The organism is Schaalia meyeri (genome assembly GCF_900105015.1).
Taxonomy (GTDB): domain Bacteria; phylum Actinomycetota; class Actinomycetes; order Actinomycetales; family Actinomycetaceae; genus Pauljensenia; species Pauljensenia meyeri.
In genome coordinates this window covers 160,872-186,489 of record NZ_FNLK01000012.1, presented here as the reverse complement: position 1 = coordinate 186,489, position 25,618 = coordinate 160,872, and the positions used below count along the sequence as shown (strand labels likewise).

Sequence of the window (25,618 nt, the reverse complement as noted above, 5' to 3'; positions counted from 1 at the left end):
CATGGCTCAGAAAACGAAGCCGCCCGTTGACCCCGTGCGCGCCAAGGCCGCACAGATGCGCCTGGCGCAGGAGCGCGCCGACCGTCGCGTCCGCATCACGGTCATTGCCTGCGTCGTCATCATAGTCCTGGCAGTGGCTGGAGCAGTCGGCGCCGTCATCTGGAAGCAGCGGGCCCAAATTGATGCCGCGCGCAACGTTGACGCTTCCGAGGTCCTCGGCCCCTACGCCGACGGGCGACCGATTACCGTCAGCGCGAGCGGCGTCGTCGGCGAATCCGATCCGAATGCGCCTACCCTCACCGAGTACTTCGACTACTCCTGCCACGCCTGCGCCGATCTGGATGTGGCCATGGGGAAGGACCTGACCACCTGGGCCTCCCAGGGGCACTTTAACCTGGAGATCCAGCCGGTGATCACCGTCAACATGGACTACCTGAAGCCCGCGACCGGCGCCTCCCTGGTGGTCGCCCAGAAGGCTCCCGACAAGTGGATTGACTTCCACCACGCGCTGCTGGCCTACTTCCGCACGCAGTTCCAGGCGTCGAATGGCACGGTCATCCAGAACCTTGACGCCTCGTGGAAGCAGGTTAAGCAGATCGCAACCGAGGTCGGAGTTCCCTCCAGCGTCGTCGATACCTTCCCCGTCAACGCCGTCGAATCCTACCTGGAGACCGCGACCAACGCCTGGAAGGACGCGGGTTACAGTGGACGCGAATCGGGTATCGGCACCCCCGAGCTGGTCAAAAACCACTCGACGCTCATTCCGCTGGGCACCCAGCTGTCCGCGCTGCGTCAGAGCATCATGAAGGAGTACGGCATCACCGATTCGGCCTCGCAGAGCGGGGGCGCAACGCCGACACCCGAGGCGACAGAACCCTCGCAGAGCGGCACGGACGAATCTTCAGGCTCGGGGGATACCACCGGCTCCAACTGAGGCGCAACGCCGGTGGGGTGGGCCTGGAAACTGGATCCACCCCACCGGCGTCCGTGCGCCGGGCCGAGGCCCAGGCCCGGCGCGATGCCTCGCTCGCGCGCGCCCGACCCAACCTATGGCACACTAGTGTGCGCCGCCGGCTTAGCTCAGTTGGTAGAGCAGCTGTCTTGTAAACAGCAGGTCATCGGTTCGAGTCCGATAGCCGGCTCCGCGCCCCCTCGGCGGCCTTGCTGCCCGCGGAGGGGAGCTCACGGGTGAGGGTGCCCCGGGGCGGCCTGCGCGGCGATCCGAGACCACTCGATGCCCGCCGCCCCCTGTGCCTCCAGTAGTTCGTTTGCGCGCGAAAAGGGACGCGACCCAAAGAAGCCCCGATACGCGGACAGCGGTGAGGGGTGAACCGAAGAAATAATCGGAGTGTCCCCCAGGCGAGGCGCCAGCGAATTCGCGTCCTTTCCCCACAGAATCGCCACGAGCGGCGCGCGCGAACCGTCGGCTAGACGGCGGGCCACCAGCGCGTCGATCGCGCACTGCGTGACTTCCTCCCACCCCCTGCCGCGGTGTGACGCGGGGGCGCCCGGGCGAACCGTCAGCACCCTATTGAGCAGGCACACCCCCTGCTCGCTCCACGCCGTCAGGTCTCCCGACGCCGGAGGCGGGCAGCCCGTGTCCTCGCTGAGCTCGCGAAAGATATTAACGAGAGACTTCGGCAACGGTACGCCTGGACGCACCGAAAACGACAAGCCCATCGCGTGTCCCGGCGTCGGATAGGGATCTTGACCGACAATCAGTACCTTCACTCGGTCGAAGGGATAGGTGAAAGCCCGCAGAACATCGGTGCCAGCGGGCAGGTAGCCGCGGCCCTGCTCCACCTCGGCGGCCAGCATCGCACCCAGCTCGTGTACGCGCCCCTCGACGGGGGCCAATGCCCTGACCCACCCCGGATCGATGAGCTCGGACAATGGACGGGGATTGTAATCACTCATACCGCTAGCCTAGTGCCGCACGGGCGAGGGCACATTCTCGCGCCTGCGCGCGCCCCGCGGGCTCTTTTCCGATAGTCTGATAGCCTGAGTGTGTGAGTTCTCAGTACCCCAGGGATGAATTTGATCGTGCCGGCGAGGATATGCCCGTCGGCATGCACCGCCCTAAGCCCTCGAAGTGGAAGAACGTGTGGCCTTTCCTAGCCATCCTCGTGATCGTTCCCGCGCTCGGATGGGCTGCTGCGACCGCCCTGTCACGCCAGCGGACCACGACGGTCAGCCCCGCGCAGAGCGCGTCGTCGACGACCCCCAGTGCCTCGCCTAGCACGAGCGAGGAGCCTGCGTCTGGCGCCCAGTCTGCGAGCGAACCGACCCCTTCTGCGAGTTCCTCCTCCCCGTCGGCCTCCACCGAGCCCGATTACGGTGCGGTCATCCACGTTCTCAACGGGACCGGCGCCCAGGGGTACGCCGGTCAGAAGGCCGCTATTTTGAATGCGGCGGGGTATGCGGGAACCTCCGCGGCGAATGCTGACGGGTGGGCAACCCAGGCCTCGACCGTGTTCTACGAGGATCCACGTATGGAGGGCACGGCGAAGGACGTCGCGTCCAGGCTGGGCATCGATAACGTGCGTCAGGAGAGCGGGCTCGGCAACCCCGATATCGTCGTTATTCTTCGCTGAGTCACGCCCCTCACTCTCGTTTTCCCCTTTCTTCCCCACCGTCTCGCGCCGTTTTCGGCGCAGCGCTACGCGGCATCCTGGATGTCTATGTTCCCTGTTCCGCCTGCAGACGTGAAGAAAACGCGGCGAAAACGCTGTGGTCCGATGGGGGCGTCGCGCTGTTTTTACCGCCCCCGCTCATCATTCTCGTCCATCGCGTTACGCCCTGAGCGCATCGCGCTCAGGTTCGTGGACTCGCCTTGCACTCTGGGATGTCGAGTGCCAAAATCGTATCTAGCACTCCGACACTACGAGTGACAAAACCACAGGTCCGGTGAGGCCGCCACCAAGCGCGGTCGTCCGTCGCGGGCACCGGACCCGATCCGCATCGCGGAAGGACACATTTCCAATGACCAAGATCATCAAGTTCGATGAGGATGCCCGTCGCGGCATGGAGAATGGCCTCAACCTGCTGGCCGACACCGTTAAGGTGACGCTGGGCCCCAAGGGCCGCAACGTCGTGCTCGACAAGAAGTGGGGTGCCCCCACCATCACCAAGGACGGCGTTTCCGTCGCCAAGGAGATCGACCTCGAAGATCCCTTCGAGCGTATCGGCGCCGAGCTCGTCAAGGAAGTTGCGAAGAAGACCGACGACGTTGCGGGTGACGGCACGACCACCGCGACCGTCCTGGCCCAAGCGCTGGTCCACGAGGGCCTGCGCAACGTCGCCGCCGGTTCCAACCCGATCGCCCTCAAGCGCGGCATTGACCTGGCAGTCAACGCCATCGTCGAACAGCTCCACAAAGACGCCAAGCCCGTCGAGACGACGGAACAGATTGCCGCCACCGCCTCCATCTCGGCCAACGACACCGAGATCGGTGACCTCATCGCCCAGGCCTTCGAGCAGGTCGGCGCCGAGGGCGTCGTCACTGTCGAGGAAACCAACTCCTTCGACACCACGCTTGAGACCACCGAGGGTATGCGTTTCGACAAGGGCTACCTGTCGGCCTACTTCGTCACCGATAACGAGCGCCAGGAGGCCGTCCTGGAGGACGCGTACGTCCTGCTCATGGACTCGAAGATCTCGAACGTCAAGGACATCGTTCCCGTCCTGGAGAAGGTCATGCAGACCGGCAAGCCTCTGGTGATCATCGCCGAGGACGTCGAGGGCGAGGCCCTGGCCACGCTGGTCGTCAACAAGATCCGCGGCACCTTCAAGTCCGTGGCCGTCAAGGCGCCAGGTTTCGGCGAGCGTCGCAAGGCGATGCTGCAGGATATGGCGATTCTGACGGGTGGCCAGGTCATCTCCGAGACCGTCGGCCTGTCCCTGGAGAACGCGGATCTGGAGCTGCTGGGTCGCGCCCGCAAGGTCGTCGTCTCCAAGGATGAGACCACGATCGTTGAGGGCGCCGGCGACAAGGAGATGCTGGACGGACGCGTCCGTCAGATCCGCCAGGAGATCGAGAACACCGACTCCGATTACGACCGCGAGAAGCTGCAGGAGCGCCTGGCGAAGCTGGCCGGTGGCGTCGCCGTCATCAAGTCCGGCGCGGCCACCGAGGTCGAGCTCAAGGAGCGCAAGCACCGCATTGAGGATGCTGTGCGCAACGCGCGCGCAGCCTCGGAAGAGGGCTTGGTCGCCGGTGGCGGCGTCGCCCTGATCCAGGCCGCCGAGAAGACCCTGGCCTCCCTGGAGCTGGTGGGAGACGAGGCGACCGGCGTGAACATCGTGCGCCTGGCCGTCGTCTCGCCCCTCAAGCAGATCGCTGAGAACGCGGGCCTCGAGGGCGGCGTCGTCGCCGACCGGGTTGCCGGCATGGATCCCGGCCACGGCCTGAACGCCGCGACCGGCGAGTACGGCGACCTCATGGCCGAGGGCATTTCCGACCCGGTGAAGGTTACGCGTTCCGCCCTGCAGAACGCGGCCTCCATCGCCGGCATGTTCCTCACCACCGAGGCCGTCGTGGCCGACAAGCCGGAGCCCCCGGCCGCCGGTGGCGAAGACGCCGGTGCAGGCATGGGTGGCATGTACTGAGCCGCTCGGCTACGTGCTGATTCGCTTGGGGGCGGGACTCTTTTAAGTCCCGCCCCCAAGCGCGTTCACGCGGCTCCCGCGAACAGTGATGCCGAGTGTGCTTCCGCCTCCGAATAGGTCGCCGCAGCCGTTTGCAGCTGCGCGGAAATGGTGTCGAGGGCTTCGTGTGTCTGTGCTTGAATCCCCTGCCACTGGGTGATCGTCGCCTGGAAATTAACCTGCGCTCCGCCGGTCCAGGAATCCTGGAGGGCGAGCAGCTGGGCCATCAGCGTGTCGACTTCGGTGCGGATTGTGGACGCGGTCGTGCAGGCCTGCGCGGAGGCCACGGAGATTAGTTCGGCGTCGACGGCGTATGCGGTCATGGTGTTCTCCTTTGTGGGACCCCGGATGGGTCCGTCGACGCCGACGCTACGCGCGCGGGGCTGGGGGATCCAGGCGCGTGGCGGCGCCTGTGGATAGGCGCAACACAGAGCGAACCCCTGTGGATGGGCAGCGAGTGGATGAGCCCGAGGCGACGCGCATGCTCCTCGCAGTGAGCCCCTGCGGACGGGGAGCGTGCGAGTCGCCGCCGAACACGCCGCTCCGACCGCGATAGTGAGCAGTGAGCCCTGTGCACGAGGAGCGAATACGAGAAGGGGGATCCCGCGCGCGGGGACGGCGCCAAACGGGCCGCGCACGTGATCGTCAGGCTGACGGCGCCGTCAAGGCCGGGACTAGGGTGCCAAGATACCGGGGCAGACCCGCGCAGCGCATCTAGTTCGAGGCGGGCAGATCCAGGGACTCCACGGCGGACTCCAGCGAGGAGGTCGCCTCCTCTTCCTCGTCCGTTTCCTCGGTGATTTTGCGCGGAAGGACACCCGTTGACGTAACTTCGTTGTCCGGAGACTGGACGGGGGTGCGCTTCTTGATGGAGCGGCGCTTGATGATGAGCGTGCCGGTCGTCGTGACCGAGTCCTCAGCGGGCTCGTCAGCATCGTCCGACTCGTCGGCATCGTCCGCCTCGTCCGCCTGGGCGGCGGCGCTCAGCTGCGCCTTCTCGCGCTCCAGCCGGGCCAGTTCGACCTCGAGATTCGCGCGGGCCGTATCCTCCCAGGCGGAGCCGAGGGGGGATTGGTAGATGGTCTTGTAGCTGAGCAGTTTCTTCACCAGCGCGCGCCGGGCCTTAACGAAGTGCAGGTCGTCGAGCTCGCTCAACTCGGCTCGCAGCGCTGAGCGCAGCTTCTTATACTCCTGCGGGCTGCAGGACAGACATGCCAGGTCCGCGTCCACCAGGACCTGCGCGTCGAAGTCGGTGCGCGGCGCACGGTGCCGGGTGAGGAAGGCGATGAGCTCATCGATACGGGCCACGACCTCGTCGGGCACGCCGAGGCTCGTCAGGCGGCTGTGCGCGTGGTCGATGCAGCGGGTGGCCGCGAAGTTCGCCTGGAATCCGCCGAGCTTGATCTCGAGCGCCTTGTTGAGGAACGCCCCGTGGTACCAGGCGGCGACGCGCAGGATGTCCGGATCGTGTGCTAAGGTCGCGATCTCGTCGATGTGGGTGAGCGTACCCATGAGCCGACGCAGGTTGTGCATCTGGCGTTCGGGCGCGCTCCAGCGCTCCGCGAGGTCAGCGCTCTCGTTCTTGAGGTCTGTTTCGGTCGCGGTCGCGCCGATTTGCTGCATGGCGTCAACGAAAGACGTCAACAGCCACTGAGGTGCTTGAGCACCCATGGGCCACTCTCCTAGCTGAGGCATACCCGAGACATGCTAGTGTGCTTTTCCCCAAAGGTCACGTTTGTAGGCGGACAATCGGGGAATATCCGGAGGGATCACCGGAAGTCATTATGTAATGAATAGCTAAAATATACGAAAAGTCGCGGCTGTGCGCACCTTCATTGCGTTGTTTATGCGCTGGGCAGCTCGATACGTACCGTCAAGCCTCCTCCTTTTGTTTTCGTCAACGAGGCGTTTCCTCGGTGAGCCGTGAGGATTCCGGACACGATCGCCAGGCCCAGGCCCGAACCGCCGGACTTTCGGTTGCGGGAGGTATCGGACCGGTAGAAGCGCTCGAACACGCGGGTCCGGTCGGTTTCGTCGATTCCGGGACCGTGGTCGCGCAGCTCAACGATGGCGGTGTCGCCGCTGTGCCCGAGGGCGATCTCGACCGGGGAACCCTGCGGCGTGTAGCGGACGATGTTGCCGATCAGGTTGGTGAACACCTGGGAGAGTCGGTCGCGGTCTCCCGGCACGATGAGGGACATCGGGGGGGTGCGCCCCGTGATTCCGGTGAGGGTAACCGTGCGCTTGGGGTCCAGGGCCTGCAAGTCGAACATGGCGTTGTCGGCCAGCTTCACCAGGTCGATGTCGGTGATTTCCAGGGGGCGCCCCTCGTCGAGGCGGGCGAGCGTGAGCAGATCCTCCACCAGGTTCGCCATGCGGGAGGATTCTGAGCCGATCCGGCTCATCACATCCTCGGTTCTTTCGGCGGGTACGCCGCCCATCGCGTAGAGCTCGCAGTACCCGGAGATCGCTGCCAGCGGGGTGCGCAGCTCGTGGGAGGCATCTGAGACGAAGCGCTTGATCTTTTGCTCCGAGGCCTGGCGCGCCTCGAAGGACTGTTCCACCTGGGTGAGCATCGTGTTGAGCGACAAGGCCAGGGAACCGACCTCGGTCGTCGGCGGGCGCGGGGTGACGCGCTTGGTGAGGTCCCCGGCCGCGATCTTTCCGGCGGTTGATTCGATGGAGCGCAGCGGGAGCAGGGCTCGGCGCACGAGGAGGCGGCCCGCCCAGCCTCCGATGACGACGATGATTGAGCCCGCGACGGCGAAGTACGAGGCCGTGGTGCGCAGCGTGTGTTGGACGTCCGACAGGGGCAGGGCGATCGTCATGTAGCCCGAGAACTCGCTGGATTCCTGGTCGTAGACGGGCACGACGAGGGCCCGCCACCCCAGGCCGGACTTCGATGAAGCAACGGTCACGGGCAGGGTGCGGAAGGAAGCGACGGGCGCGGAGGACGTATCGACGAGGTCGGGCAGAGTGGGGGTGCCCGAGGCCTTGAGCGTGTCCTCGGAGTAGAGGTAGCGGTCGCTGCCGTCCTTGCCGTGGATGTGCACGTAGTAGAGGGTCGGGATGGCGCCCTGGCCGTTCGCTGAGAAGGTCGCGGAGGACGCGGAGATTTGAATCGTGTGCGCGGTTGCGATGAGCTGGTCGTCGATCTGGGAGGTCAGGTGGTGTTGGAGGAGCCCGATCATGACCGTTCCGGACAGCGAGAGCCCGACCGCCAGCAGCAGGGTGATGAGGGTGACGAGCTGGGCGGCCAGGGGCTTGGCGTCCCACCATGCCTCGATGCGTTGAGCCAGGCTGGGGCGCACGTCAGTCCTCGACGCGCAGGATGTACCCCACGCCGCGCTTGGTGTGGATCAGTTCTCCGGAGGCTCCGTCGACGGCGAGCTTGCGTCGCAGGTAGGAAATGTAGGACTCGACGATGGCTACCTCGCCGTCCCAGTCGTATTCCCACACGTGATCCAGGATCTGCATCTTGGAAACGACGCGTCCTGCGTTGATGACCAGGTAGCGCAGGAGCTTGAACTCGGTGGGGGAGAGGTCGATCTGGACCCCGGCGCGCGTGACTTCGTGCGCGTCCTCGTCGATGACCAGGTCACCGACGCGCAGCAGGGCGTCGTCTTCCTCCATTCCCATCGTGCGTCGCAGGATTGCGCGGATACGGGCGACGACTTCTTCGAGGCCGAAGGGCTTGGTAACGTAGTCGTCGCCGCCGACGGTGAGGCCCTGGATTTTGTCGCGCATGTCATCGCGCGCGGTGAGGAAGAGGACGGGTGTGGTGACTCCGGCGTCGCGCAGGCGGCGCGTGACGGTGAATCCGTCCATGTCGGGAAGCATGACGTCTAAGACGATCAGATCGGGGCGCGAGGCCTGGGCTTCGTGAAAGGCGCCGCCCCCGTCTTCGGCGGTGACGACATCGAAGCCAGCGAAGCGCAGGGATGAGGCGAGCAGGTCGCGGATGTTGGGTTCGTCGTCGACGACAAGCAGTTTTGCTTCTGTTCCAGTGTTGGCCATGGCCTCAGTGTCGCGGATGTTCCTGTACGTTTTCTGTGAGTTGGGTGGGAGTATTGATGTTGCGATTGTAAGCTTGGGCACAGAGCGAATGGGGGCGTTGGCTCTTTTGCGGGGAATCCCGGGGTCGTATGCGAGAATGAAGCATGTCATCGCGTAGCTCACAGGACCTCATGGCGCCCGCGGGCGTCCAATTTTGCAACGTATCCACCAGGCTGGCCGTTCTCAGGCTCGGAAGCGTATTCCTCGCGTGCGGCCTGTTGGCCGGCCTCATCTATGCGGCCGTCAAGGTCGCCAGCATCGATGCCCTGTGGGTGGCCATGGCCGCGCCGACCGTCATCGCGCTGTGGTTCCTGTGGCTCATCCCCGCCCAGGTCAGGGCGCTGCGCTACGCCCTGGCCGACACGGACTTCGTCATCCGCCGAGGCGTCCTGATGCGTTCCATGACCCTGGTTCCCTACGGGCGTATCCAATACGTCGACATCGTCCAGGGTCCCATGCTCCGCCTGATGGGAATCGCCACCATCCGTCTGTCCACGGCCAGTGCGCTAACGGATGCGACGCTTAAAGGCGTTCCTGTCTCCGACGCGGCACGCGTGCGCGACGTCCTCGCCGAGCGCGGGTCCACGGAGGTGATGGGCCTATAAGCGCCGACCTCGCCTCCGACGGCGTCGCCCCCGAGGAGTGGAAACCCCTCCATCCGATCACCTACCTGATGCGCGTGGTGGGATCCCTCATCGGTGTGATGGTCGCCGTCGGCTGGTCACAAAATGGGGCGCCCGCACGCCTGGTCATCGGAAACAATCCCGTGTGGGGGCCGGGTACTCGCTCCTTCCCGGTGGTCATCGGCCTGGCCTCGGCCATCGTCGCGATCATCGCGGCCTACTGTTACCTGGCGTGGAAGATGACCCGATACGCGATCACCCCCACCGCCGTGTGGTATTGCTCCGGCATCCTGTCGCGAAAACAGCGCCACGCGCACCTGTCTCGCATTCAGGCCGTCAATCTGTCCTATTCGCTCATCGGCCGCATCGTTGGTCTGGGCTACCTGGACGTTGAGGTGGCCGGCGGCTCCGATTCCCGGATCAAGCTGGGTCTCCTCTCCTCCCTCCGCCTCGAAGAGGTGCAAGCCCTCGTGCTGGCCCTGGCCTCGGGCGCGATCGACGGGTCGTTGAACCCTCCGAGTCCACCCGGCCCGCCTCCCGTGGGGGCGTTGTTGGCGCTGCCGTTCCGGCGGCGCCCGAGCGCGTCGTCTTCCAGGTGAGCCTCCCGAAACTGTTGGCGTCCTTGCTCGCTACCTTGGGCAATGCGATTGCGCTCCTTTTTGCATCGGGTTGTGCGTGCTGACCGGATACCTCGGTGTCGGTGTCGGTGTCGGTGTCGGGGTGACGTCGATCATGAGCTTCATCGGCATCATGCTCAGCCTCGCGGCCATCGTGTGGGCGCGATTCGACCGAGAGTTCGGCTTCACGGCCGCGATCTCGCCCGACGGTGTGCGCATTCGTCGAGGCTTGACTGCGCGATGCCACGTGACGATCCCCCGGGGCGCATCCATGCGCTTCGCCTTACCCAGCCCCTCATTTGGCGCATCTTCGACTGGTACCGCGTGGATATCACGCAGGCGGGGAATGCGGTCTCTTCGGCCAGCGAAAAGACCGAGGGGTTGCAGGCCGACGTCGCCTCAGACGTGCTGCTTCCCGTCGGCTCGCGCGCCGAGGCCGCCCAGGCCATCGCGATGGTGGTTCCGTCGCTGGGGGTCAACGATCCCGATGCCTTCTTGGAGTCCCTGTGCGCGGGGAGGCGGGGCGACCGCGAGATAGTGCCCATCCCGGGCAGCGCGCGCATCCTGGACCCGCTGCTGTACGCGCGCCGCGGCTTCGCCCTGACCGACACCGTGCTGGCGATTCGCGGCGGCTGGTTGACGCGCAGGTTCTCCCTGATCCCCCTCTCGCGCATCCAATCCGTCTCCCTCCACCAGGGCCCCCTCCAGCGGTTCCGGCGCGTCGCCTCTGTGCGCGCGGAGCTGGTCCCAGGTCCGGTTCCCTCTATCGCCGCGCACGTCGAGGAATCCCGCTCCCTTCACCTGTGCTCACAGCTGTCTGCCGCTTCAAAGGCCAGTCGCGAGGCCGAGCCGCCCGAGCGTTGGCTTACCCGCGTGGGGGAGGTCATCGACGTGACCTCGAAGGGCGAGGCGAGCGGCAAATAGCTGACGGATCGGCGACAATGGGGGCATGGATACCCCCGGGCGCCTCGGCATCGGCATTATCGGAATGGGGCACGTCGGCCCCGTCATCGGCTCCGCGCTGCGCGCCGTCGGGCACCGGGTGGTCGCCGTCTCCGCGTCCTCTCCGTCCTCGCGCGAACGAGCCGACGCGATGCTCCCCGGCGTGCCGATCGTATCCCCTCAGGAGGTCGCCAGGCGCTCCGAGGTCGTCATCCTGGCGGTGCCGGACGATCAGATCAAACCCCTGGCGGCGGGCCTGGCTAAAGCGGAGGCGTGGCAGGCCGGGCACATCGTCATCCACCTGTCCGGAGCCTGCGGCGTGCGGCTGCTCGACGCGGCATCCGGTGCGGGCGCGATCCCTTTGGCGATCCACCCGGCCATGACCTTCACCGGGACCAGCGTCGATGTCGCCAGGCTCGTCGGCACCCCCTTTGCGGTCACGGCCTCGGCCCCATTCCTGCCTATCGCGCAGGCCCTCGTGGTCGAGATGGGCGGTGAGCCCGTCGTGGTCGCCGAGGAAGACCGCCCGCTTTACCACGCGGGCCTGGCCCACGGCGCCAACTTCGTCGCGGGAATCACCGTCCAGACCATGCGCATCCTGGCGAAGGCCGGCATTAAGGAACCCGCCCTGTACGCGCGCCCCCTGCTTGAGGCAGCCCTCGACCGCGCCCTCACCGAGGGGGTGGGCGGCATCTCCGGACCGGCCGCCCGCGGGGACGTCGGCACCGTCGCCGCGCACGCCAGATCCCTGGGAGCCCACGAGGAGCTCGCGGGGGAACGCGACACCTACGCCAACATGACTCGTGCCCTCACGCGGCTCCTGCGCGACGCGCGACTCCTTGATGGCCGCGCCGCGACGAACATCGAGGCCGCGCTGCTGGAGCCCGAAGCCTGAGAATCCGCCCGTTCGCGCGTGAACGGACCGGGGTCGTCGGCCTCGAACGCGCACGTGCGAGGGTGATGCAAACGACTCGATGACGCACTGGCTAACCGAACGCGCAACAATAGGACCATGACCCACCATCCCCTCCTGGTCCACACGCGCGCTCAGCTGGCCGATGCCCTGGCGCGCCTTTCTAGCACGAAAGCACTGGTCATGACCATGGGTGCCCTGCACGCCGGGCACCTGGAGCTGGTGCGCGAGGCGCGTCGGCTGGCCGATCACGTGATCGTCACGATCTTCGTTAACCCCACGCAGTTCGCGCCGGGCGAGGACTACGACGCCTACCCGCGCACCCTGGACGCGGACATGGATGCGCTGGAAAGCGTGGGAGCCGACCTCGTGTGGGCGCCCGCACCCCAGGACGTGTATCCGACGCCAGCGACCGTCTCGATCGATCCCGGGCCCATCGCGCGCGTCCTCGAAGGCAAGACGCGGCCCACGCATTTCTCCGGCGTCGCCCTGGTGTGCTCCAAGGTGGCGAACCTGGTGCGCCCCGACGTGGCGCTCTACGGGCAAAAGGACGCCCAGCAGCTGGCCGTCCTGCGCACGGTGTTTGCCCAGCTCGACATCCCCGTACGCATCCATGCCGTGCCCATCGTGCGCGCGCGCGACGGCGTGGCCCTCTCGAGCCGCAACCAGTACCTGAGCGACGACGAACGTGTTCGCGCCCGCGCCCTGTCCCGGGCCCTTTTGCGTGGCGTCGCCGCAGCCGAGGCGGGGGCGGACGCGGCCCGCATCGTCGAGGCGTGCCGCGCGGTCATCGACGAGGAGGGCGGCATCGAGCTGGACTACATTGCGGTCGTGGATGCGGGCAGCTTCGAGATCCTCGCGGGCACCGACGGCGTGCCGGTTGACGGCGGCGGGGGCGCCCCGACGCTTCTGCCCGACGGCTCGCGCGACGGCCGCATCCTCATCGCCGCCAGGGTGGGAACGACCCGCCTTATCGACAACATGGAGGCCCCGCTGGGCGCGGTGTCCCCTACCACGGGGGCCGGTGTCGCGTCCCGTGTCGCCTCACAGCACACGGGGGAGGACGCATGATGGAGATGACCCGCGAGATGGCCATCGGAAAGATCCACCGCGCCACCGTCACCGGCGCCGACCTGCACTACGTTGGCTCGATCACGGTGGATGAGGATCTGCTGGAGGCGGCGAACATCGTTCCCGGGCAAAAGGTCGACATCGTTGACGTGAACAACGGGGAACGACTGGCGACCTACACGATCGCCGGCGAGCGCGGCAGCGGCACCGTCCAGCTCAACGGCGCGGCCGCCCACAGGGTGAGCGTCGGCGACCTCGTCATCATCATGGCCTACGCTCAGGTGCCTGAGTCCCTCGTGCGCACCGTCAAGCCCCGCGTCGTTTTCGTCGACGAGGCCAACGCGATCGTGGAGGCGGGCGAGCACCCGGGGCGCGTCCCCGAGGAGTCCGAACGAGCCCGCGCCCTGGGGCTGAAAAGCTCAGGTGTGCTCTAGGCGCGTGGTGCGGTGGCGCTCGGCGCTCGAGCATGGAGGGCGGATGCCGACCCTGCGCCTGCTGGCGAGGGCGTCAACCCGGCGGGCTCGTGACCTGGCCAACCGGGCCGCCTCCTCTTCGCGCGGCCAAATCCCGCTACGATAGGGCCATGACAGATTCTTCTTCCGTACCCACGCAAACGCCCGCAGACGACACCCCCGAGCAGGTCAAGGTTCGCGCAGCCAAGCGCGCGCGCCTCATGGAGGCGGGTATTCCCCCCTACCCCGCGCGCCTGCCGATCACGACGACGATTGCGAAGGTGCGCGAGAAATACTCTCACCTTGAGGCCGGCGAAGAGACGGAGGACTACGTGGGCCTGGCGGGCCGCGTCATCCTGGCCCGCAACGGTGGCAAGCTGTGTTTCGCGACCCTCATGGATGGCGCGGGAAACAGGATCCAGGTCATGCTGTCCGCCGCGTCGGTGGGCGCGCAGTCCCTGGCCGCGTACAAGAACGACGTGGACCTGGGCGATCACCTGTACGTCCACGGCCGGGTCATTTCCTCGCGTCGCGGAGAGCTGTCAGTTTTCGCCGCACCCGCCGAGGTGACCGAGGAGGCGCGTGCAGCCTACGATGCGGCGCCAACCGCGCTGGTGGCCCCCGACGCCTCCTGGGCGATCGCGTCGAAGGCGATCCGCCCGCTGCCCAAGACGTGGACGACTAAGGACGGCGAGGACATCACCCTGTCGGAGGATCAGCGCATCCGCCGCCGCGAGCTCGACCTGATCACGCGTCCCGCCGCCCGCGACATGATCCGCATCCGTGCCGCCGTGAACCGTTCGATCCGCGAGAACTTCTTTAACCGCGACTACATCGAGTTGGAAACGCCGATGCTGCAGGTGATCCACGGCGGCGCGTCCGCCCGTCCGTTTACGACGCACATGAACGCGCTCGACACCGAGCTGTACCTGCGCATCGCCACGGAGATCTACCTGAAGCGCGCGGTTGTGGGCGGCGTGGATCGCGTGTTCGAGATCAACCGCAACTTCCGCAACGAAGGCATGGATTCCTCGCACAGCCCCGAGTTCACGGCCCTGGAGGCCTACGAGGCATACTCGGACTACAACGGCATGGCGGATCTGACGCGCGACCTGATCCAGCAGGCCGCCCGCGACGCCTTCGACCTGCCCGCGGGTGGGGAGATCGTGCGCCTGGCCGACGGCACCGAGTACGACCTGTCGGGGCAGTGGGATCGCATCGACCTGTACGGGTCGACGTCGGAGGCGCTCGGCGAGGAAATCACGGTGGACACGCCGCGCGCGGACCTCCTGAGGCACGCTGAGCGCATCGGCCTGGAGGTGGATGACTACGCGGCGGATGGCAAGATCGTCGAGGATATCTTCGAGGAGCTCGTCGGCTCCAAGCTGTGGGCACCCACGTTCGTGTACGACTTCCCGGAGGATACCTCCCCGCTGACCCGCTACCACCGTTCGCGCCCCGGCCTGACGGAAAAGTGGGACCTGTACGTGCGCGGCTTCGAGACGGCCACGGCCTACTCGGAATTGGCGGATCCGGTCGTGCAGCGCGAACGCTTCGAGGCGCAGGCGTTGGCGGCGGCGAACGGCGACCCCGAGGCGATGGTCTTGGACGAGGACTTCCTGGTCGCGATGGAACAGGGCTTCCCGCCGTGCGGCGGCATGGGCATGGGCATCGACCGCCTGCTCATGGTGTTGACCGGCCAGGGTATCCGAGAGACGATCCCCTTCCCGCTGGTTAAGCGCCTGGGTTGATTGAGCGATTGGGGTGCCCCGGTCTGGTTCGTATCCGCGACCAGGCCGGGGCGCTATCGCGCGGATGGGCACAAACGCGCGCGGGTCAGGGGCGTGGCCGGGGCTGCCCGGCGCGAGTGTGGACCAGGTCGAGGAGTTCGTGCGCTGCCCCGTCGTCCAGGACGAGGTCGGTGGCGACTCCCGCGCGCAGCGCTCCGAGGAGGGGGAGCGCTTTAAATGCCCCCGACACAACGCACAGGCGCCGAGGGATCTTCTTGAGCGTGGCGGGGTTGGGCCCCGAGGCGCGTTCGTTGAGGGACATGTTGGTCGAACCGTCCTCGCGAATGAGGACCGTGCACACGTCGCCGACCACACCGTCGTTTTGTACGGAGGCGATCTCATTGGGTTCGAGGAATCCGCCGGAGTAGACGTGGGAGGGCAGGCGCGCGGACATGGAGCCGACGCCGAAGAGCGCGACGTCGGCGCTGTTGATCGTGTTGAGGACCGACTGGATGGAGCGCTCGCGCCACAGCGCTTCCTTGGTGTCGGCGTAGTCGAAGAAGGCGGGGACTGGGAAGTTAACGATGCGCCCGCCGATGGCCTTGGCCGCGCGGGAGATGATGGCCTCGGCGTAGGGCATCCCGGATTCGGTGGCGGTCGCGGCACCGTTGAGTTGGACGACGGTGGAGCCCGGGAAGGAAACGTGTGGCATCGCGCGCGTTATCTCGGCGGTCGTGTTTCCCCAGGCGATTCCCAAGGTGACGCCGGGGAAGAGCATGTCGGTGAGGTGTTCGGCCGCGACGAGGGCGACGTTGTGCAGGCGGTTGACTTCGGTGTGGACGTCGTGGACGGGGACGACCGAGACCTTGACGCCGAAGAGGTCGGCGATCTGGCCGGCGAGCGTGCCCTTGAGTCCGGGTGAAGCGGAAACGGAGATGCGTACCAGCCCGACCTCGCGTGCGTGCGCGAGGAGCCGCGAGACTGAGGAGCGCGATATCTGCAGGTGGCGGGCTATTGTCTCCATCGTCTGGCCCTGGAGGTAGTACATTGAGGCGGCCTCGTGTGCCTGTTCGTCACGTATTGTCACGTTTTCTAGTGTGCCATGCACAGGCGTGCAGATGTGTGTGTTTGAGCATTAGCTTCGTCGTCGAGGAGGGTAGATTGAGCATCGTCAAATGGTCAGGGTCACACTCCGGGTGTGAACGGATGCGCATTCGATTCGGACTAATGTGCAACAAGTGACATACTGGGTGTGACCCACGAACCATATCCGATCCGGTATGGTTCGATGGCACACTGTTGGCGGTGGGAAAACCACTGGTGACCCGGCGCGATGAAGCGTCGGAGAAAGATAGGGAAACATGCTCGCAACACTGCTCCCGGCAGCCGCAAATGCGGCCGCACCAAGCACAGCCCAGATTTTCTGGTCTGAGTTCCTCGGCACCGCAGTCCTCCTGCTCCTCGGCGGTGGCGTCGTCGCCACGAACCTGCTGCCCAAGTCCAAGGGCAAGGGCGGCGGATGGCTCATGATCAACTGGGGGTGGGGCCTGGCGGTATTCGCCGGCGTCTACGTCGCTTACCGTACGGGCGGACACCTGAACCCCGCGGTGACCATCGCCAAGGCCGTCGGCAAGGCCTTCGACACGAAAGTGGAACTGGCATCCGGCATCGCCGTTAACGCCACCAACGTTGGCCTGTACATCGTCGCCCAGTTCCTCGGCGCCTTCGTCGGCGCCGTCCTCGTGTGGCTCACCTTCAAGAAGCACTTCGACGAGGACTGCGATCCCGCGCTGAAGCTCGGCGTCTTCTCCACCGGCCCCGAGATCCGCTCCTACGGCTGGAACTGCTTGACTGAGGCCATCGGCACCGCCGTCCTGATCCTGTGGGTCTTTGTCTCCGGCGGCACCGAAACCGCGATCGGCCCGCTCGGCGTCGCCCTCATCATCGTCGTCATCGGCAATTCGCTCGGTGGCCCCACCGGATACGCCATCAACCCCGCCCGCGACCTGGGCCCGCGTATCGCTCACGCCATCTTGCCCATCAAGGGCAAGGGTGGCTCCGACTGGGGCTACTCCTGGGTGCCCGTTGTCGGCCCGATCATCGGTGCCATCGTCGGTACCGTCATCTATTTCCTCGCCCTAGCCTGAGGGTGAGCACGCGGGCGAGGAAAAGTCCTCGCCCGCGAAACCCCAGCGTCGGGTACGGGAGCCCGACGGGGGACGCAGCATCCTTCGATGTCGCGCCAGGGGGACTGGCGCGACCCACACAATGACGTGAAAATGTCTCCGAAAGGACACTCATGACCACCGAAAAGTTCGTTATGGCCATCGACCAGGGAACGACTTCGACCCGGGCGATCATCTTCAACCACGCCGGCGAAATCGTTTCCGTCGGCCAGAAGGAATTCACTCAGATTTTCCCCAACCCGGGTTGGGTCGAGCACAATCCCCTCGAAATCTGGGACACCACGCGCACCGTCGTCGCCGAAGCCCTGCAAAAGGCCGAGATCAACCGTCACTCGCTGGCCGCCGTCGGCATCACCAACCAGCGTGAGACCACCGTCGTGTGGGATAAGAACACCGGCGAACCCGTCTACAATGCGATCGTCTGGCAGGACATGCGCACCTCGGACATCGTCAAGGAACTTGAGGGCGACGAGGGTCCGGATCGTTTCCGCCAGATCTGCGGCCTGGGCCTGTCCCCGTACTTCTCCGGCTCAAAGATCAAGTGGATCTTGGACAACGTTGAGGGAGCACGCGAGCGCGCTGAGGCCGGCGACCTGTATTTCGGCAACACCGACTCGTGGGTGCTGTGGAACCTGACGGGCGGCGTCAACGGCGGCGTGCACTGCACGGACGTCACCAACGCGTCGCGCACCATGCTCATGGACATCCGCACGCTGACCTGGCGCGAAGACGTGTGCGAAATCTTCGGCATCCCCATGTCGATGCTCCCCGAGATCCGATCCTCCTCCGAAATCTACGGCTACGGGCGAAAGAACGGTCTGCTCATCGACACCCCCATCGCCGGCATCCTGGGCGACCAGCAGGCCGCGACCTTTGGTCAGGCCTGTTTTGAGAAGGGCATGGCGAAGAACACTTACGGCACCGGCTGCTTCATGCTCATGAACACTGGCACCGAGCCCGTGTTCTCCGACAACGGCCTGCTGACGACGGTCGCCTACAAGCTCGGCGACCAGCCGACCGTCTACGCCCTCGAGGGGTCGATCGCCGTGGCGGGATCGCTCGTGCAGTGGCTGCGCGACAACCTGGGCATGATTGTCAAATCCTCCGACATCGGCGAGCTGGCGCGCACGGTCGAGGATAACGGCGGCGTCTACTTCGTCCCGGCGTTCTCGGGCCTGTTCGCCCCCTACTGGCGTTCCGATGCGCGCGGCGCGATCGTGGGCCTGACCCGCTACGTCAACAAGGGTCACATCGCCCGCGCCGTCGAGGAATCGACTGCGTTCCAAAGCGCCGAGGTCCTCGACGCGATGAACGCCGATTCCGGCGTGCCTCTGAAGGAGCTCAAGGTCGACGGCGGCATGACGCACGACGACCTGGTGATGCAGTTCCAGGCCGATCTGTGCGGCGTTGACGTCGTGCGCCCGAAGGTCATCGAGACCACGGCCCTGGGCGCCGCCTACGCCGCCGGCATGGCCGTCGGCTACTGGAGCGGCACGGACGATGTGGTCGCCAACTGGCAGGAGGGCAAGCGCTGGACACCGTCCATGGAGCCCGCCGAACGCGACCGCACCTATCGCTTGTGGAAGAAGGCCGTCACGCGCACCTTCGACTGGGTGGATGAGGACGTGAGGTAATCACAGCCATAGAAAGTGGCCGGGCCGGGCTGCGTTGAGCGGTCCCGGCCCGGCCACGCGCGTGCTGGCAGAACCCAATTTCCAGGACCCAAGGCAGCGTCGATGTCGCGCGTGATCGGCTATGATGTTCGCCATGGAAACCTCTAATGATCAAACGACATATCTCGTTGTAGACGGCGAAAATATTGACGCAACGCTGGGGCTGTCGGTCCTGGATCGGCGCCCGAACCCCGAGGAACGTCCCCGCTGGGATCGCGTGCTGGAGTGCGCGCACGACCGTTGGGGGCAGCGCGCGAAGGGGCTATTCTTCCTCAATGGCTCCTCCGGCTTCCTGCCCATGGGCTTCGTCCAGGCGCTCACGGCGATGGACTACTCGGTGATCCCCCTGTCGGGCCCCGCTGACATGAAGGTCGTCGACGTGGGCCTGCAGCGCACGATGGATGCGATCGCCCAGCTCGGTTCGGGCGACGTGATCCTGGCCAGCCACGACGCGGATTTCCTGCCCCAGATCGACGCGCTCCTTGAACAGGGCCGACGCGTCGCCGTCATGTGTTTCAAGGAGTTTTTATCCTCCCAGCTGCACGAACGGGCAGAATCCGGCCTCGAGATCATCGACCTGGAGTACGACGTGCACGCGTTCCAGGTGCGCCTGCCCAGGCTCCGCATCATCGACATCGACGACTTCGATCCCGGGGCGTTCCTCTAAACGCGACACCTCGCGTTCGCGAGGCGTCAACCGGAGGCCAGATACGAACCGGCCGGGTGGCCCCACTGGAACCACCCGGCCGCGTCACGTCCCCTCCGGGGTGACGAAGGCGTCACTCCTCGGACTTGCCCTTCAGGGCCGCCAGGCGAGCCTCGATCTCGATCTGTGAGGAGTCGGTTTCGAGCTCCGCGAACTGCGCGTCCAGGGAGGAGGCGGCCAGCTCGATCTTGCCCTGCGCCAGGGCCTCCTGGCGGCGCACACGGTCCTCGAAACGGCCGAGCTCGCTCGTGGGGTCCAAGATGTTGATGGAGCCGAGCGCGTCGGTCACCTGCGCCTGCGCCTGCGCGGTTTTTTCGCGGGCGATCAGCTGGTCGCGACGCGACTTGAGCTCGGTGAGCTTGTCCTTCATCTGGGACAGGCCGCGCTTGAGGCGTTCGGCCACTTCGCGCTGCGCCTGGAGGGAGGGCTCCTCGGTCTTGATCTCGTTCTCGAACTGAATCTGCTTGCCGAGGGCGACCTTTGCCAGGTCATCCCACTTGGTGGCTCCGGCCTCGTCGCCGGCGGCGCGCAGAGCGTCGGCTTTCGCGGAGGCGGCGGCGGCCTTTTGACCCCAGTCGGCGGCAGCCTTCACGTCTTCCTCGTAGTCTTTTTCGGCCATGCGCAGGTTGCCCAGGGTCTGGGCGATCGCGTTCTCGGCCTCGATGATCGAGTTGGTGTAGTCGCGGACCAGCTGGTCGATCATCTTCTGCGGGTCCTCGGCCTTGTCGAGAATCGCGTTGATGTTCGCCTTTGCGAGCTGGGCGATGCGGCCCATGATCGTCTGTTTTTCAGCCATGCTGTTCTCCTTTGGTGGTGGTGCGCGTCGTGCGCGGGTTATGCGCGGGGCCATCGCCCCGCAGGTCGGTGGGTGGGTCAGAAGCTTCCTGAGGTGGAGGACCAGTCGGAACCACCCCAGTCGGAGCCGGAGGTGGAGGACCAGCCGGAATCGCCCCAGTCGGAGCCGGAACCCGAGGCGAATGACCAGCCCGAGCCCGAGCTGCTACTTCCGCTGTGGAAGGGGTCGAAGTCATCGTCCCAGTGCCGGTGGCGGCTCGATCCAACGTTAGAAAAGAGGGTGGACCACAGCAGGAAGTCCCCCAGCGAGGAACCGGTGAAAGAACCGTTGCCAGAGCGAGTGGAGCCCCAGGTCTCGGCGGCGGCGGGCTGGATGGGGGTCGACACGACACGGTCGGCCAGGGCGCGCGCGTTAGAGGCGTGGGTGGTCGCGGCAGCCGGGTCCTCTTCGATTACCTCGCGAGCGGTGTTTAGTTCTTGCTCGGCGTCGTTGAGCATGGAACGCACCTGAAGGTCGATGGCCCCGCGGCGACCCTGCACGTAGCGCTGCGCCTGTGCGACCAGGGAATCAGCCAGGGAAACCTGGGCCTGGGCGGTCGCGTAGGCCCTATCGTGGGCTTCCTGTTCGCTGCGCGAAGGGGCCAGGGCGGCGTCCAGGGTCGCCTCGGCGGCGCGCAGGTGCTCGAGGGCGGCCAGCGGATCTCCGTTGTTGGCCAGGGCCGCCTGGGCCGCGGTGATGGCCGCGCGGGCATCCGCGACCAGGGGATCGAAGGTGGCGGGGTCGGTGTCGAGGCGATCGACGTCTGAAATGTCGGAGGAGATGGAGCCGATCGCGGCACCCAGGCGGTCGCGGATGGCGTCCAGGTCGGACTTCGCGGAGAAGATCGCGGCGGTCTGATGCTTGGCCATCGTCAGCGCGCGCAAAGCCGTGTCAAGTGCGCTGGCCGCGCGGGTGCGATCCGTGTCCTCCGCCTCCTGTGCGGCGTCCAGGGCCGAGCGCGCGGAGGTGAGCAGCGCCGCCGCCTGCTCCGGGTTGTCCTGGAGGGAAGCCAGCATTTGCGCGGGATAGATGCTAGCGATGCTTACCAGCTCGGCTTTCGCGTGTTCCAGGTCCGTCAGCCCCTCTGCCAGGCGCTCGCGGGCCTCGCGGATGCGGTCGGGGAGCGTCGCTTCCTCGGCACGTCTGGACGCGAAGGACGCCTGGATGGCGCTCAGGGGGTTCAGGTTGGTGCCCAGGTCGCGCATGATGCTGGTGGCCAGCTCTGCTTGGGCGGCGGGTGGCAGGGTCTCGTTCATCTGCGCCTGAGCGGCAAAGCCGCGCGAGACCGCCGCCTTCGCCGCTTCGAGAACGCGTGCGAATTCGTCCGTTTCTGCCATGCCGAACTGGGCGCGCGCGAAGTTCAGTTCGTCGGATGCGGTGCGTACCTGCTCGTCGGCTGCGAGCAGCTGGCGGTTGGCTTCCCGGATTAAACCTTGTGCGGTCGCCGCATCGATCTGGGTCGCGCGCTGGGCGGCCTCTTTGTTGCGGCGCGAGGAGCGTGCCACCACGACGGCGATCACGAGGGCGCCGCCGACGAAGAGCGTGAGGAGGATCAGGAGGGGGATCAGCGACCTCGAAGAAGGGGAATTCGTTGAGCCGCCGGAGGAGCTCGAACGTGTCGGGGTTCCCGAGCCCGACACCATCGAATCGACGAAAGCTTTCGCCCCGTTCGCCGCATCCGCCCCCGTTAATGGATTGGATGTGAGCTGGGCCTCGGCCGCCCGCACCGCGGTGCGCAGGGTGGACGAAGACTGCCCGCCCCGCGCGCACGCCGCGTCGCGACGCTGGGAATACGCGATGACGTAGACGATGGATCCGGAGCTGAGGGAAGACTGGCTCGCGCTTTGTCGGCACCATTGCTCCGCATCAACCCCGGAGAAGTCTGCGACGAACACGAAGTGGACACTCTTACCGTGAGAGGCGGCGGTGCTGGCGGCCGCCTCGACGGTGGAGCGGTCGGAGGCGCCAAGCCACCCGTCCGGATCGGTCACGGTCCCGCTGATGGTCAGAGGCGACGCGGCGAACGTCGGCAGGCCGAGCGCGAGCAATATCGCTGTGATGGCAGCGACCAGGCTGAAGCGGCGGATTTGTGACACGGGGGTCCTCCTGCGTCGTGGCGAACAGATAAACATACACCACATTGCGCGCATGCACCGGATGCGGTGCGCCGGGCGCGACGTGATTGTTGCCGTGGAGTCAGTCTACGTGAATGACGGACCCTCTTGCGGCGGGTGGTGCTGTTCGCTACAGGTACCGGTCCGGCTCCCACGTGCCGCGAGCGAGCGCCCTATGATAGGAGCGAGCCCTTTGGGCACACAGACTAATCGAAAGGAGGAGGGACCATGCCCACAGGTAAAGTGAGGTTCTTCGACGCTGATCGCGGTTTCGGCTTCATCGCGGGAGACGACGGGGCCGATGTCTTCCTCCATTCGTCCGCGCTGCCGACCGACCACCCCACCCCCCGAGTGGGTGCGCGCGTGGAGTACTCGGTGGCCGACGGACGCAAGGGACCGCAGGCTTTGAGCGTGCGCGTCCTCAAGGAGACAGCTTCCGTTGCCCGAGCCAAGCGCCGCAAGCCGCAGGCGATGGTGCCGGTCGTCGAGGACCTGATTAAACTCCTCGACGCCTCCAGCGCCTCGCTGCGTCGCGGGTCGTACCCGGACAACGCAACCAAGATCGCGAAGGTGCTGCGCGCCGTCGCAGAGGAATTTGATGCCTAAGACTCAGACCCGGACCCGGGCAGTGAAGAAGGACGCCATCTTAGAGGCGGCCATCGACGTGGCCCGCGCGGGCGCCGAGGCCGTGGCGTACCCGCGCCGTGTCGGCGAGCACGTCGGTTTCAAGATGGTGTCGGATCGGCTGGCCACGCACTATTTCGCGTCGACGGACGCCGGTTACGTGTGCTGGTGCTGGGCGGTGACCATCGCGCGCGTGCCTCGCGGCCGCGTGGCCACCGTGTGCGAGGTCGACATGACCCCGCGTGAGGGGGCCCTTTTGGCACCCGAGTGGGTGCCGTGGGAGGAGCGACTGCGCCCCTCGGACATTTCGCGCGAGGATACCCTGCCCTACGTGGCCGACGATGTGCGCCTGGAACAGAGCTACGAGGACACGGGAATCGACCCGGATCTGCCGATCGTGCGCGAACTGGGTGTCGGGCGTCCGCGCGTCCTCTCCCACGAGGGACGCAGCCAGGCTGCTCAGCGCTGGTACCGGTCGGAGCGGGGACCAAAGTCGGGCCGCCGTCCGCGCGACACCTGTTCGACCTGCGGGTTTCTCATGAAGATGAGCGGCGATATGCGAACCATGTTTGGCGTCTGTGCGAACGAGTGGGCGACCGACGACGGTGCCGTGGTCTCACTGGATCACACCTGCGGCTCGCACTCGGAGACCGACGTCCCCAAGAACGCGACGGCGTGGCCCGTGCGCCCCTCGCGCGTGAACGAAGGGGTGCTCGATGCCGAACCGATGCCGCAAAAAATAGTCGATAACGCGCGGGGTGACGGGCGGGAAAAGCGGGCGGACTGAGGTATCGTTTGCGATGAAACGGGGGAAAGCATCCGGGAGGGGATTCCGGATGCTTTCTCAACAAGTGAGAACTTGGAGAGTGTGTTTGCGCACAGGCCGACAAACGAGGCAGGATTGAGCAGTGAGCACACAAGAAAAGACCGCCCCATCCCACGGCGGCTTCATTCGGTCACTTGATTCCTTCTTCCAGATTTCCGGGCGCGGCTCAACTATCGGACGCGAGATCCGCGGCGGAATCGTCACCTTCTTTGCGATGGCGTACATCCTGGTCGTCAATCCGGCGATCCTGGGAAACGCTGTCCCCGAGGATGGTTCCATCACGCCCCAGGGCATCGCCGCCGGCACCGCGCTCGTTGCCGGCACCATGACGATTCTCATGGGCATCGTCGCTAACTATCCCCTGGCGCTCGCCGCGGGCCTCGGACTGAACGCGGTTGTCGCCTTCACGCTGGTGCTCAGTTCCGGCCTGAGCTACGGCGAGGCCATGGGGGTCATCGCGTGGGAAGGCATCCTCATCTTCCTGCTGGTTCTCACGGGCTTCCGTGAGGCGGTTTTCCGCGCCGTCCCCTCCGCCCTCAAGACCGCGATCACGGTGGGACTGGGCCTCTTCGTCGCCCTGATCGGCCTGGTGAACGCCGGCATCGTCCGCACGGGCGCGACCCCCGTGCAGTTCGGTATCTCGGGTTCTCTCGACGGCTGGCCGGCGCTGGTTTTCGTGTTCGGGCTCTTTTTGATGTTCGTCCTCTACGTGCGTCACGTGAAGGGTGCGGTGCTGATCTCGATCGTCTCCGCGACCGTCCTGGCGGCCATCGTCCAGGCGACTACCCACCTTGATCGCATCTCACAGACCAATCCGACGGGTTGGGGACAGACCATCCCCGAGCTCAGGGGATCCCCGATCGCGATCCCGGTGTTCGACACGCTGGGCAAGGTTGATCTCTTCGGTGGCTTTAGCAAGCTCGGCGTCGTCTCCGTGATCCTGTTGGTCTTCTCTTTGATGCTCGCCGACTTTTTCGACACGATGGGCACGATGGTGGCCGTCGGCGCCGAGGGTCAGCTGCTGGATGAGGAGGGCAACCCGCCGAAGACCCGCCAGATCCTGATCATCGACTCGCTTGCCGCCGTGGCGGGCGGCGTCGGCGGCGTCTCTTCCAACACCTCCTACGTGGAGTCCGCCTCGGGCGTTGCCGAGGGTGCTCGCACCGGCCTGGCGTCCGTGGTGACGGGATTCCTCTTCCTGCTGTCGACCTTCCTGGCCCCCCTGGTTGAGCTGGTCCCGACCGAGGCCGCGTCCACGGCCCTGGTTTTCGTCGGTTTCCTCATGATGACCCAGGTGACAGACATCGACTGGAAGGCGCCTGAGATCGCGATCCCGTCTTTCATGACGATCGCCCTCATGCCCTTCGGATACTCGGTATCCGTCGGCATCGGCGTCGGCTTCGTGGTCTACGCGCTCATCCAGTTGGTGATGGGCCAGGCGCGCAAGGTGCACCCGCTCATGTGGGTGGTGTCCGGGCTCTTCGTCGTCTACTTCCTGCTGGGGCCCATTCAGCGTCTCCTGGGCGTCGGCTGATTCGCCGCGCCCCACCTGCCCGCCGCCTTCCACCGGGAGAGTCGTATCCTGGTGGGATACACCCGACGC

Annotated in this window: 24 protein-coding genes and 1 tRNA gene; 17 read left to right on the top strand and 8 right to left on the bottom strand. The window is 66.0% G+C overall.

Features of this window, described 5'->3' with window-relative positions:
- The first annotated feature begins 1 nt into the window (after nucleotide 1).
- Both BLT68_RS06280 and BLT68_RS06275 read left to right on the top strand, forming a co-directional pair.
- A complete protein-coding gene (locus tag BLT68_RS06280) occupies nucleotides 2-934 on the top strand; it encodes a DsbA family protein (protein WP_050694248.1) in 933 nt (310 codons plus the stop codon).
- Nucleotides 935-1,069: 135 nt separating this feature from the next.
- Nucleotides 1,070-1,142 (top strand) — tRNA-Thr (locus BLT68_RS06275).
- 40 nt (nucleotides 1,143-1,182) lie between these two features.
- Here BLT68_RS06275 and BLT68_RS06270 read toward each other — a convergent pair.
- Entirely contained in the window at nucleotides 1,183-1,917 is a 735-nt protein-coding gene (locus tag BLT68_RS06270; RefSeq protein WP_070778798.1) for a uracil-DNA glycosylase, read from the bottom strand.
- Between the two features lie 140 nt (nucleotides 1,918-2,057).
- Here BLT68_RS06270 and BLT68_RS06265 point away from each other — a divergent pair, with 140 nt between their 5' ends.
- Both BLT68_RS06265 and groL read left to right on the top strand, forming a co-directional pair.
- Nucleotides 2,058-2,594, top strand: a complete 537-nt coding sequence (locus BLT68_RS06265; RefSeq protein ID WP_074633290.1) for a LytR C-terminal domain-containing protein — start codon at nucleotides 2,058-2,060, stop codon at nucleotides 2,592-2,594.
- A 388-nt stretch (nucleotides 2,595-2,982) separates the two neighbouring features.
- Entirely contained in the window at nucleotides 2,983-4,608 is a 1,626-nt protein-coding gene (groL, locus tag BLT68_RS06260; RefSeq protein ID WP_070778796.1) for a chaperonin GroEL, read from the top strand.
- A gap of 65 nt (nucleotides 4,609-4,673) precedes the next feature.
- Here the strand turns inward: groL and BLT68_RS06255 are convergent, their stop codons facing one another.
- The 4 genes from BLT68_RS06255 to BLT68_RS06240 all read right to left on the bottom strand — a co-directional run bounded on the left by BLT68_RS06255 (nucleotide 4,674) and on the right by BLT68_RS06240 (nucleotide 8,664).
- Nucleotides 4,674-4,970, bottom strand: a complete 297-nt coding sequence (locus BLT68_RS06255) for a WXG100 family type VII secretion target (RefSeq protein WP_050694252.1) — start codon at nucleotides 4,968-4,970, stop codon at nucleotides 4,674-4,676.
- 391 nt (nucleotides 4,971-5,361) lie between these two features.
- Nucleotides 5,362-6,318, bottom strand: coding sequence for an HD domain-containing protein (locus BLT68_RS06250; protein WP_074633289.1), 957 nt, complete (start codon nucleotides 6,316-6,318; stop codon nucleotides 5,362-5,364).
- A gap of 173 nt (nucleotides 6,319-6,491) precedes the next feature.
- Nucleotides 6,492-7,958, bottom strand: a complete 1,467-nt coding sequence (locus tag BLT68_RS06245) for a sensor histidine kinase (RefSeq protein WP_050694254.1) — start codon at nucleotides 7,956-7,958, stop codon at nucleotides 6,492-6,494.
- A 1-nt stretch (nucleotide 7,959) separates the two neighbouring features.
- Nucleotides 7,960-8,664 carry a response regulator transcription factor gene (locus tag BLT68_RS06240; protein ID WP_050694255.1) on the bottom strand — a complete coding sequence of 235 codons (705 nt, stop codon included), beginning with the start codon at nucleotides 8,662-8,664 and terminating at the stop codon, nucleotides 7,960-7,962.
- 143 nt (nucleotides 8,665-8,807) lie between these two features.
- On the opposite strand from BLT68_RS06240, the gene BLT68_RS06235 reads away from it, so the two are divergent.
- The 7 genes from BLT68_RS06235 (at nucleotide 8,808) to BLT68_RS06210 (ending at nucleotide 15,072) form a co-directional block, all read left to right on the top strand.
- The gene (locus tag BLT68_RS06235; RefSeq protein ID WP_074633287.1) at nucleotides 8,808-9,308 is read left to right on the top strand and encodes a PH domain-containing protein; all 501 of its coding nucleotides are present in this window, start codon (nucleotides 8,808-8,810) and stop codon (nucleotides 9,306-9,308) included.
- Nucleotides 9,309-9,385: 77 nt separating this feature from the next.
- Nucleotides 9,386-9,925: a PH domain-containing protein gene (locus BLT68_RS09420; RefSeq protein ID WP_165603241.1), complete on the top strand. Its 540-nt coding sequence runs from the start codon at nucleotides 9,386-9,388 to the stop codon at nucleotides 9,923-9,925.
- Between the two features lie 258 nt (nucleotides 9,926-10,183).
- Nucleotides 10,184-10,867: a PH domain-containing protein gene (locus tag BLT68_RS09415; RefSeq protein WP_232618712.1), complete on the top strand. Its 684-nt coding sequence runs from the start codon at nucleotides 10,184-10,186 to the stop codon at nucleotides 10,865-10,867.
- Nucleotides 10,868-10,892: 25 nt separating this feature from the next.
- Nucleotides 10,893-11,780, top strand: coding sequence for a Rossmann-like and DUF2520 domain-containing protein (locus BLT68_RS06225; protein ID WP_050694257.1), 888 nt, complete (start codon nucleotides 10,893-10,895; stop codon nucleotides 11,778-11,780).
- Nucleotides 11,781-11,897: 117 nt separating this feature from the next.
- The gene (gene panC, locus BLT68_RS06220) at nucleotides 11,898-12,869 is read left to right on the top strand and encodes a pantoate--beta-alanine ligase (RefSeq protein WP_074633285.1); all 972 of its coding nucleotides are present in this window, start codon (nucleotides 11,898-11,900) and stop codon (nucleotides 12,867-12,869) included.
- Entirely contained in the window at nucleotides 12,866-13,303 is a 438-nt protein-coding gene (gene panD, locus BLT68_RS06215; RefSeq protein WP_050694259.1) for an aspartate 1-decarboxylase, read from the top strand. Before panC ends, panD begins: the two co-directional genes overlap by 4 nt.
- A gap of 149 nt (nucleotides 13,304-13,452) precedes the next feature.
- Complete coding sequence (locus BLT68_RS06210) at nucleotides 13,453-15,072, top strand: lysine--tRNA ligase (protein ID WP_074633284.1); 1,620 nt, start codon at nucleotides 13,453-13,455, stop codon at nucleotides 15,070-15,072.
- Nucleotides 15,073-15,157: 85 nt separating this feature from the next.
- Here BLT68_RS06210 and BLT68_RS06205 read toward each other — a convergent pair whose 3' ends face one another.
- Entirely contained in the window at nucleotides 15,158-16,099 is a 942-nt protein-coding gene (locus BLT68_RS06205) for a sugar-binding transcriptional regulator (protein ID WP_074633282.1), read from the bottom strand.
- A 313-nt stretch (nucleotides 16,100-16,412) separates the two neighbouring features.
- Between BLT68_RS06205 and BLT68_RS06200 the strand changes: the two genes are divergently transcribed.
- The 3 genes from BLT68_RS06200 to BLT68_RS06190 all read left to right on the top strand — a co-directional run bounded on the left by BLT68_RS06200 (nucleotide 16,413) and on the right by BLT68_RS06190 (nucleotide 19,577).
- Entirely contained in the window at nucleotides 16,413-17,198 is a 786-nt protein-coding gene (locus BLT68_RS06200; RefSeq protein WP_050694261.1) for an MIP/aquaporin family protein, read from the top strand.
- Nucleotides 17,199-17,350: 152 nt separating this feature from the next.
- Entirely contained in the window at nucleotides 17,351-18,871 is a 1,521-nt protein-coding gene (glpK, locus tag BLT68_RS06195; protein WP_050694262.1) for a glycerol kinase GlpK, read from the top strand.
- A 133-nt stretch (nucleotides 18,872-19,004) separates the two neighbouring features.
- Nucleotides 19,005-19,577 (top strand): PIN domain-containing protein, encoded by a 573-nt coding sequence (locus BLT68_RS06190; RefSeq protein ID WP_074633459.1) that lies wholly within the window; start codon nucleotides 19,005-19,007, stop codon nucleotides 19,575-19,577.
- Nucleotides 19,578-19,689: 112 nt separating this feature from the next.
- On the opposite strand, the gene BLT68_RS06185 is transcribed toward BLT68_RS06190, so the two are convergent.
- Both BLT68_RS06185 and BLT68_RS06180 read right to left on the bottom strand, forming a co-directional pair.
- The gene (locus BLT68_RS06185; RefSeq protein ID WP_074633280.1) at nucleotides 19,690-20,412 is read right to left on the bottom strand and encodes a PspA/IM30 family protein; all 723 of its coding nucleotides are present in this window, start codon (nucleotides 20,410-20,412) and stop codon (nucleotides 19,690-19,692) included.
- A 77-nt stretch (nucleotides 20,413-20,489) separates the two neighbouring features.
- On the bottom strand, nucleotides 20,490-22,547 hold the full coding sequence (locus tag BLT68_RS06180; protein ID WP_074633279.1) for a coiled-coil domain-containing protein: 2,058 nt from the start codon (nucleotides 22,545-22,547) through the stop codon (nucleotides 20,490-20,492).
- 246 nt (nucleotides 22,548-22,793) lie between these two features.
- Between BLT68_RS06180 and BLT68_RS06175 the strand changes: the two genes are divergently transcribed.
- The 3 genes from BLT68_RS06175 to BLT68_RS06165 all read left to right on the top strand — a co-directional run bounded on the left by BLT68_RS06175 (nucleotide 22,794) and on the right by BLT68_RS06165 (nucleotide 25,549).
- Nucleotides 22,794-23,171, top strand: a complete 378-nt coding sequence (locus tag BLT68_RS06175; RefSeq protein ID WP_074633277.1) for a cold-shock protein — start codon at nucleotides 22,794-22,796, stop codon at nucleotides 23,169-23,171.
- The gene (locus tag BLT68_RS06170) at nucleotides 23,164-23,976 is read left to right on the top strand and encodes a DUF3027 domain-containing protein (protein WP_074633276.1); all 813 of its coding nucleotides are present in this window, start codon (nucleotides 23,164-23,166) and stop codon (nucleotides 23,974-23,976) included. Before BLT68_RS06175 ends, BLT68_RS06170 begins: the two co-directional genes overlap by 8 nt.
- A 121-nt stretch (nucleotides 23,977-24,097) precedes the next feature.
- Entirely contained in the window at nucleotides 24,098-25,549 is a 1,452-nt protein-coding gene (locus BLT68_RS06165; protein ID WP_074633274.1) for an NCS2 family permease, read from the top strand.
- Nucleotides 25,550-25,618 lie beyond the last annotated feature (69 nt).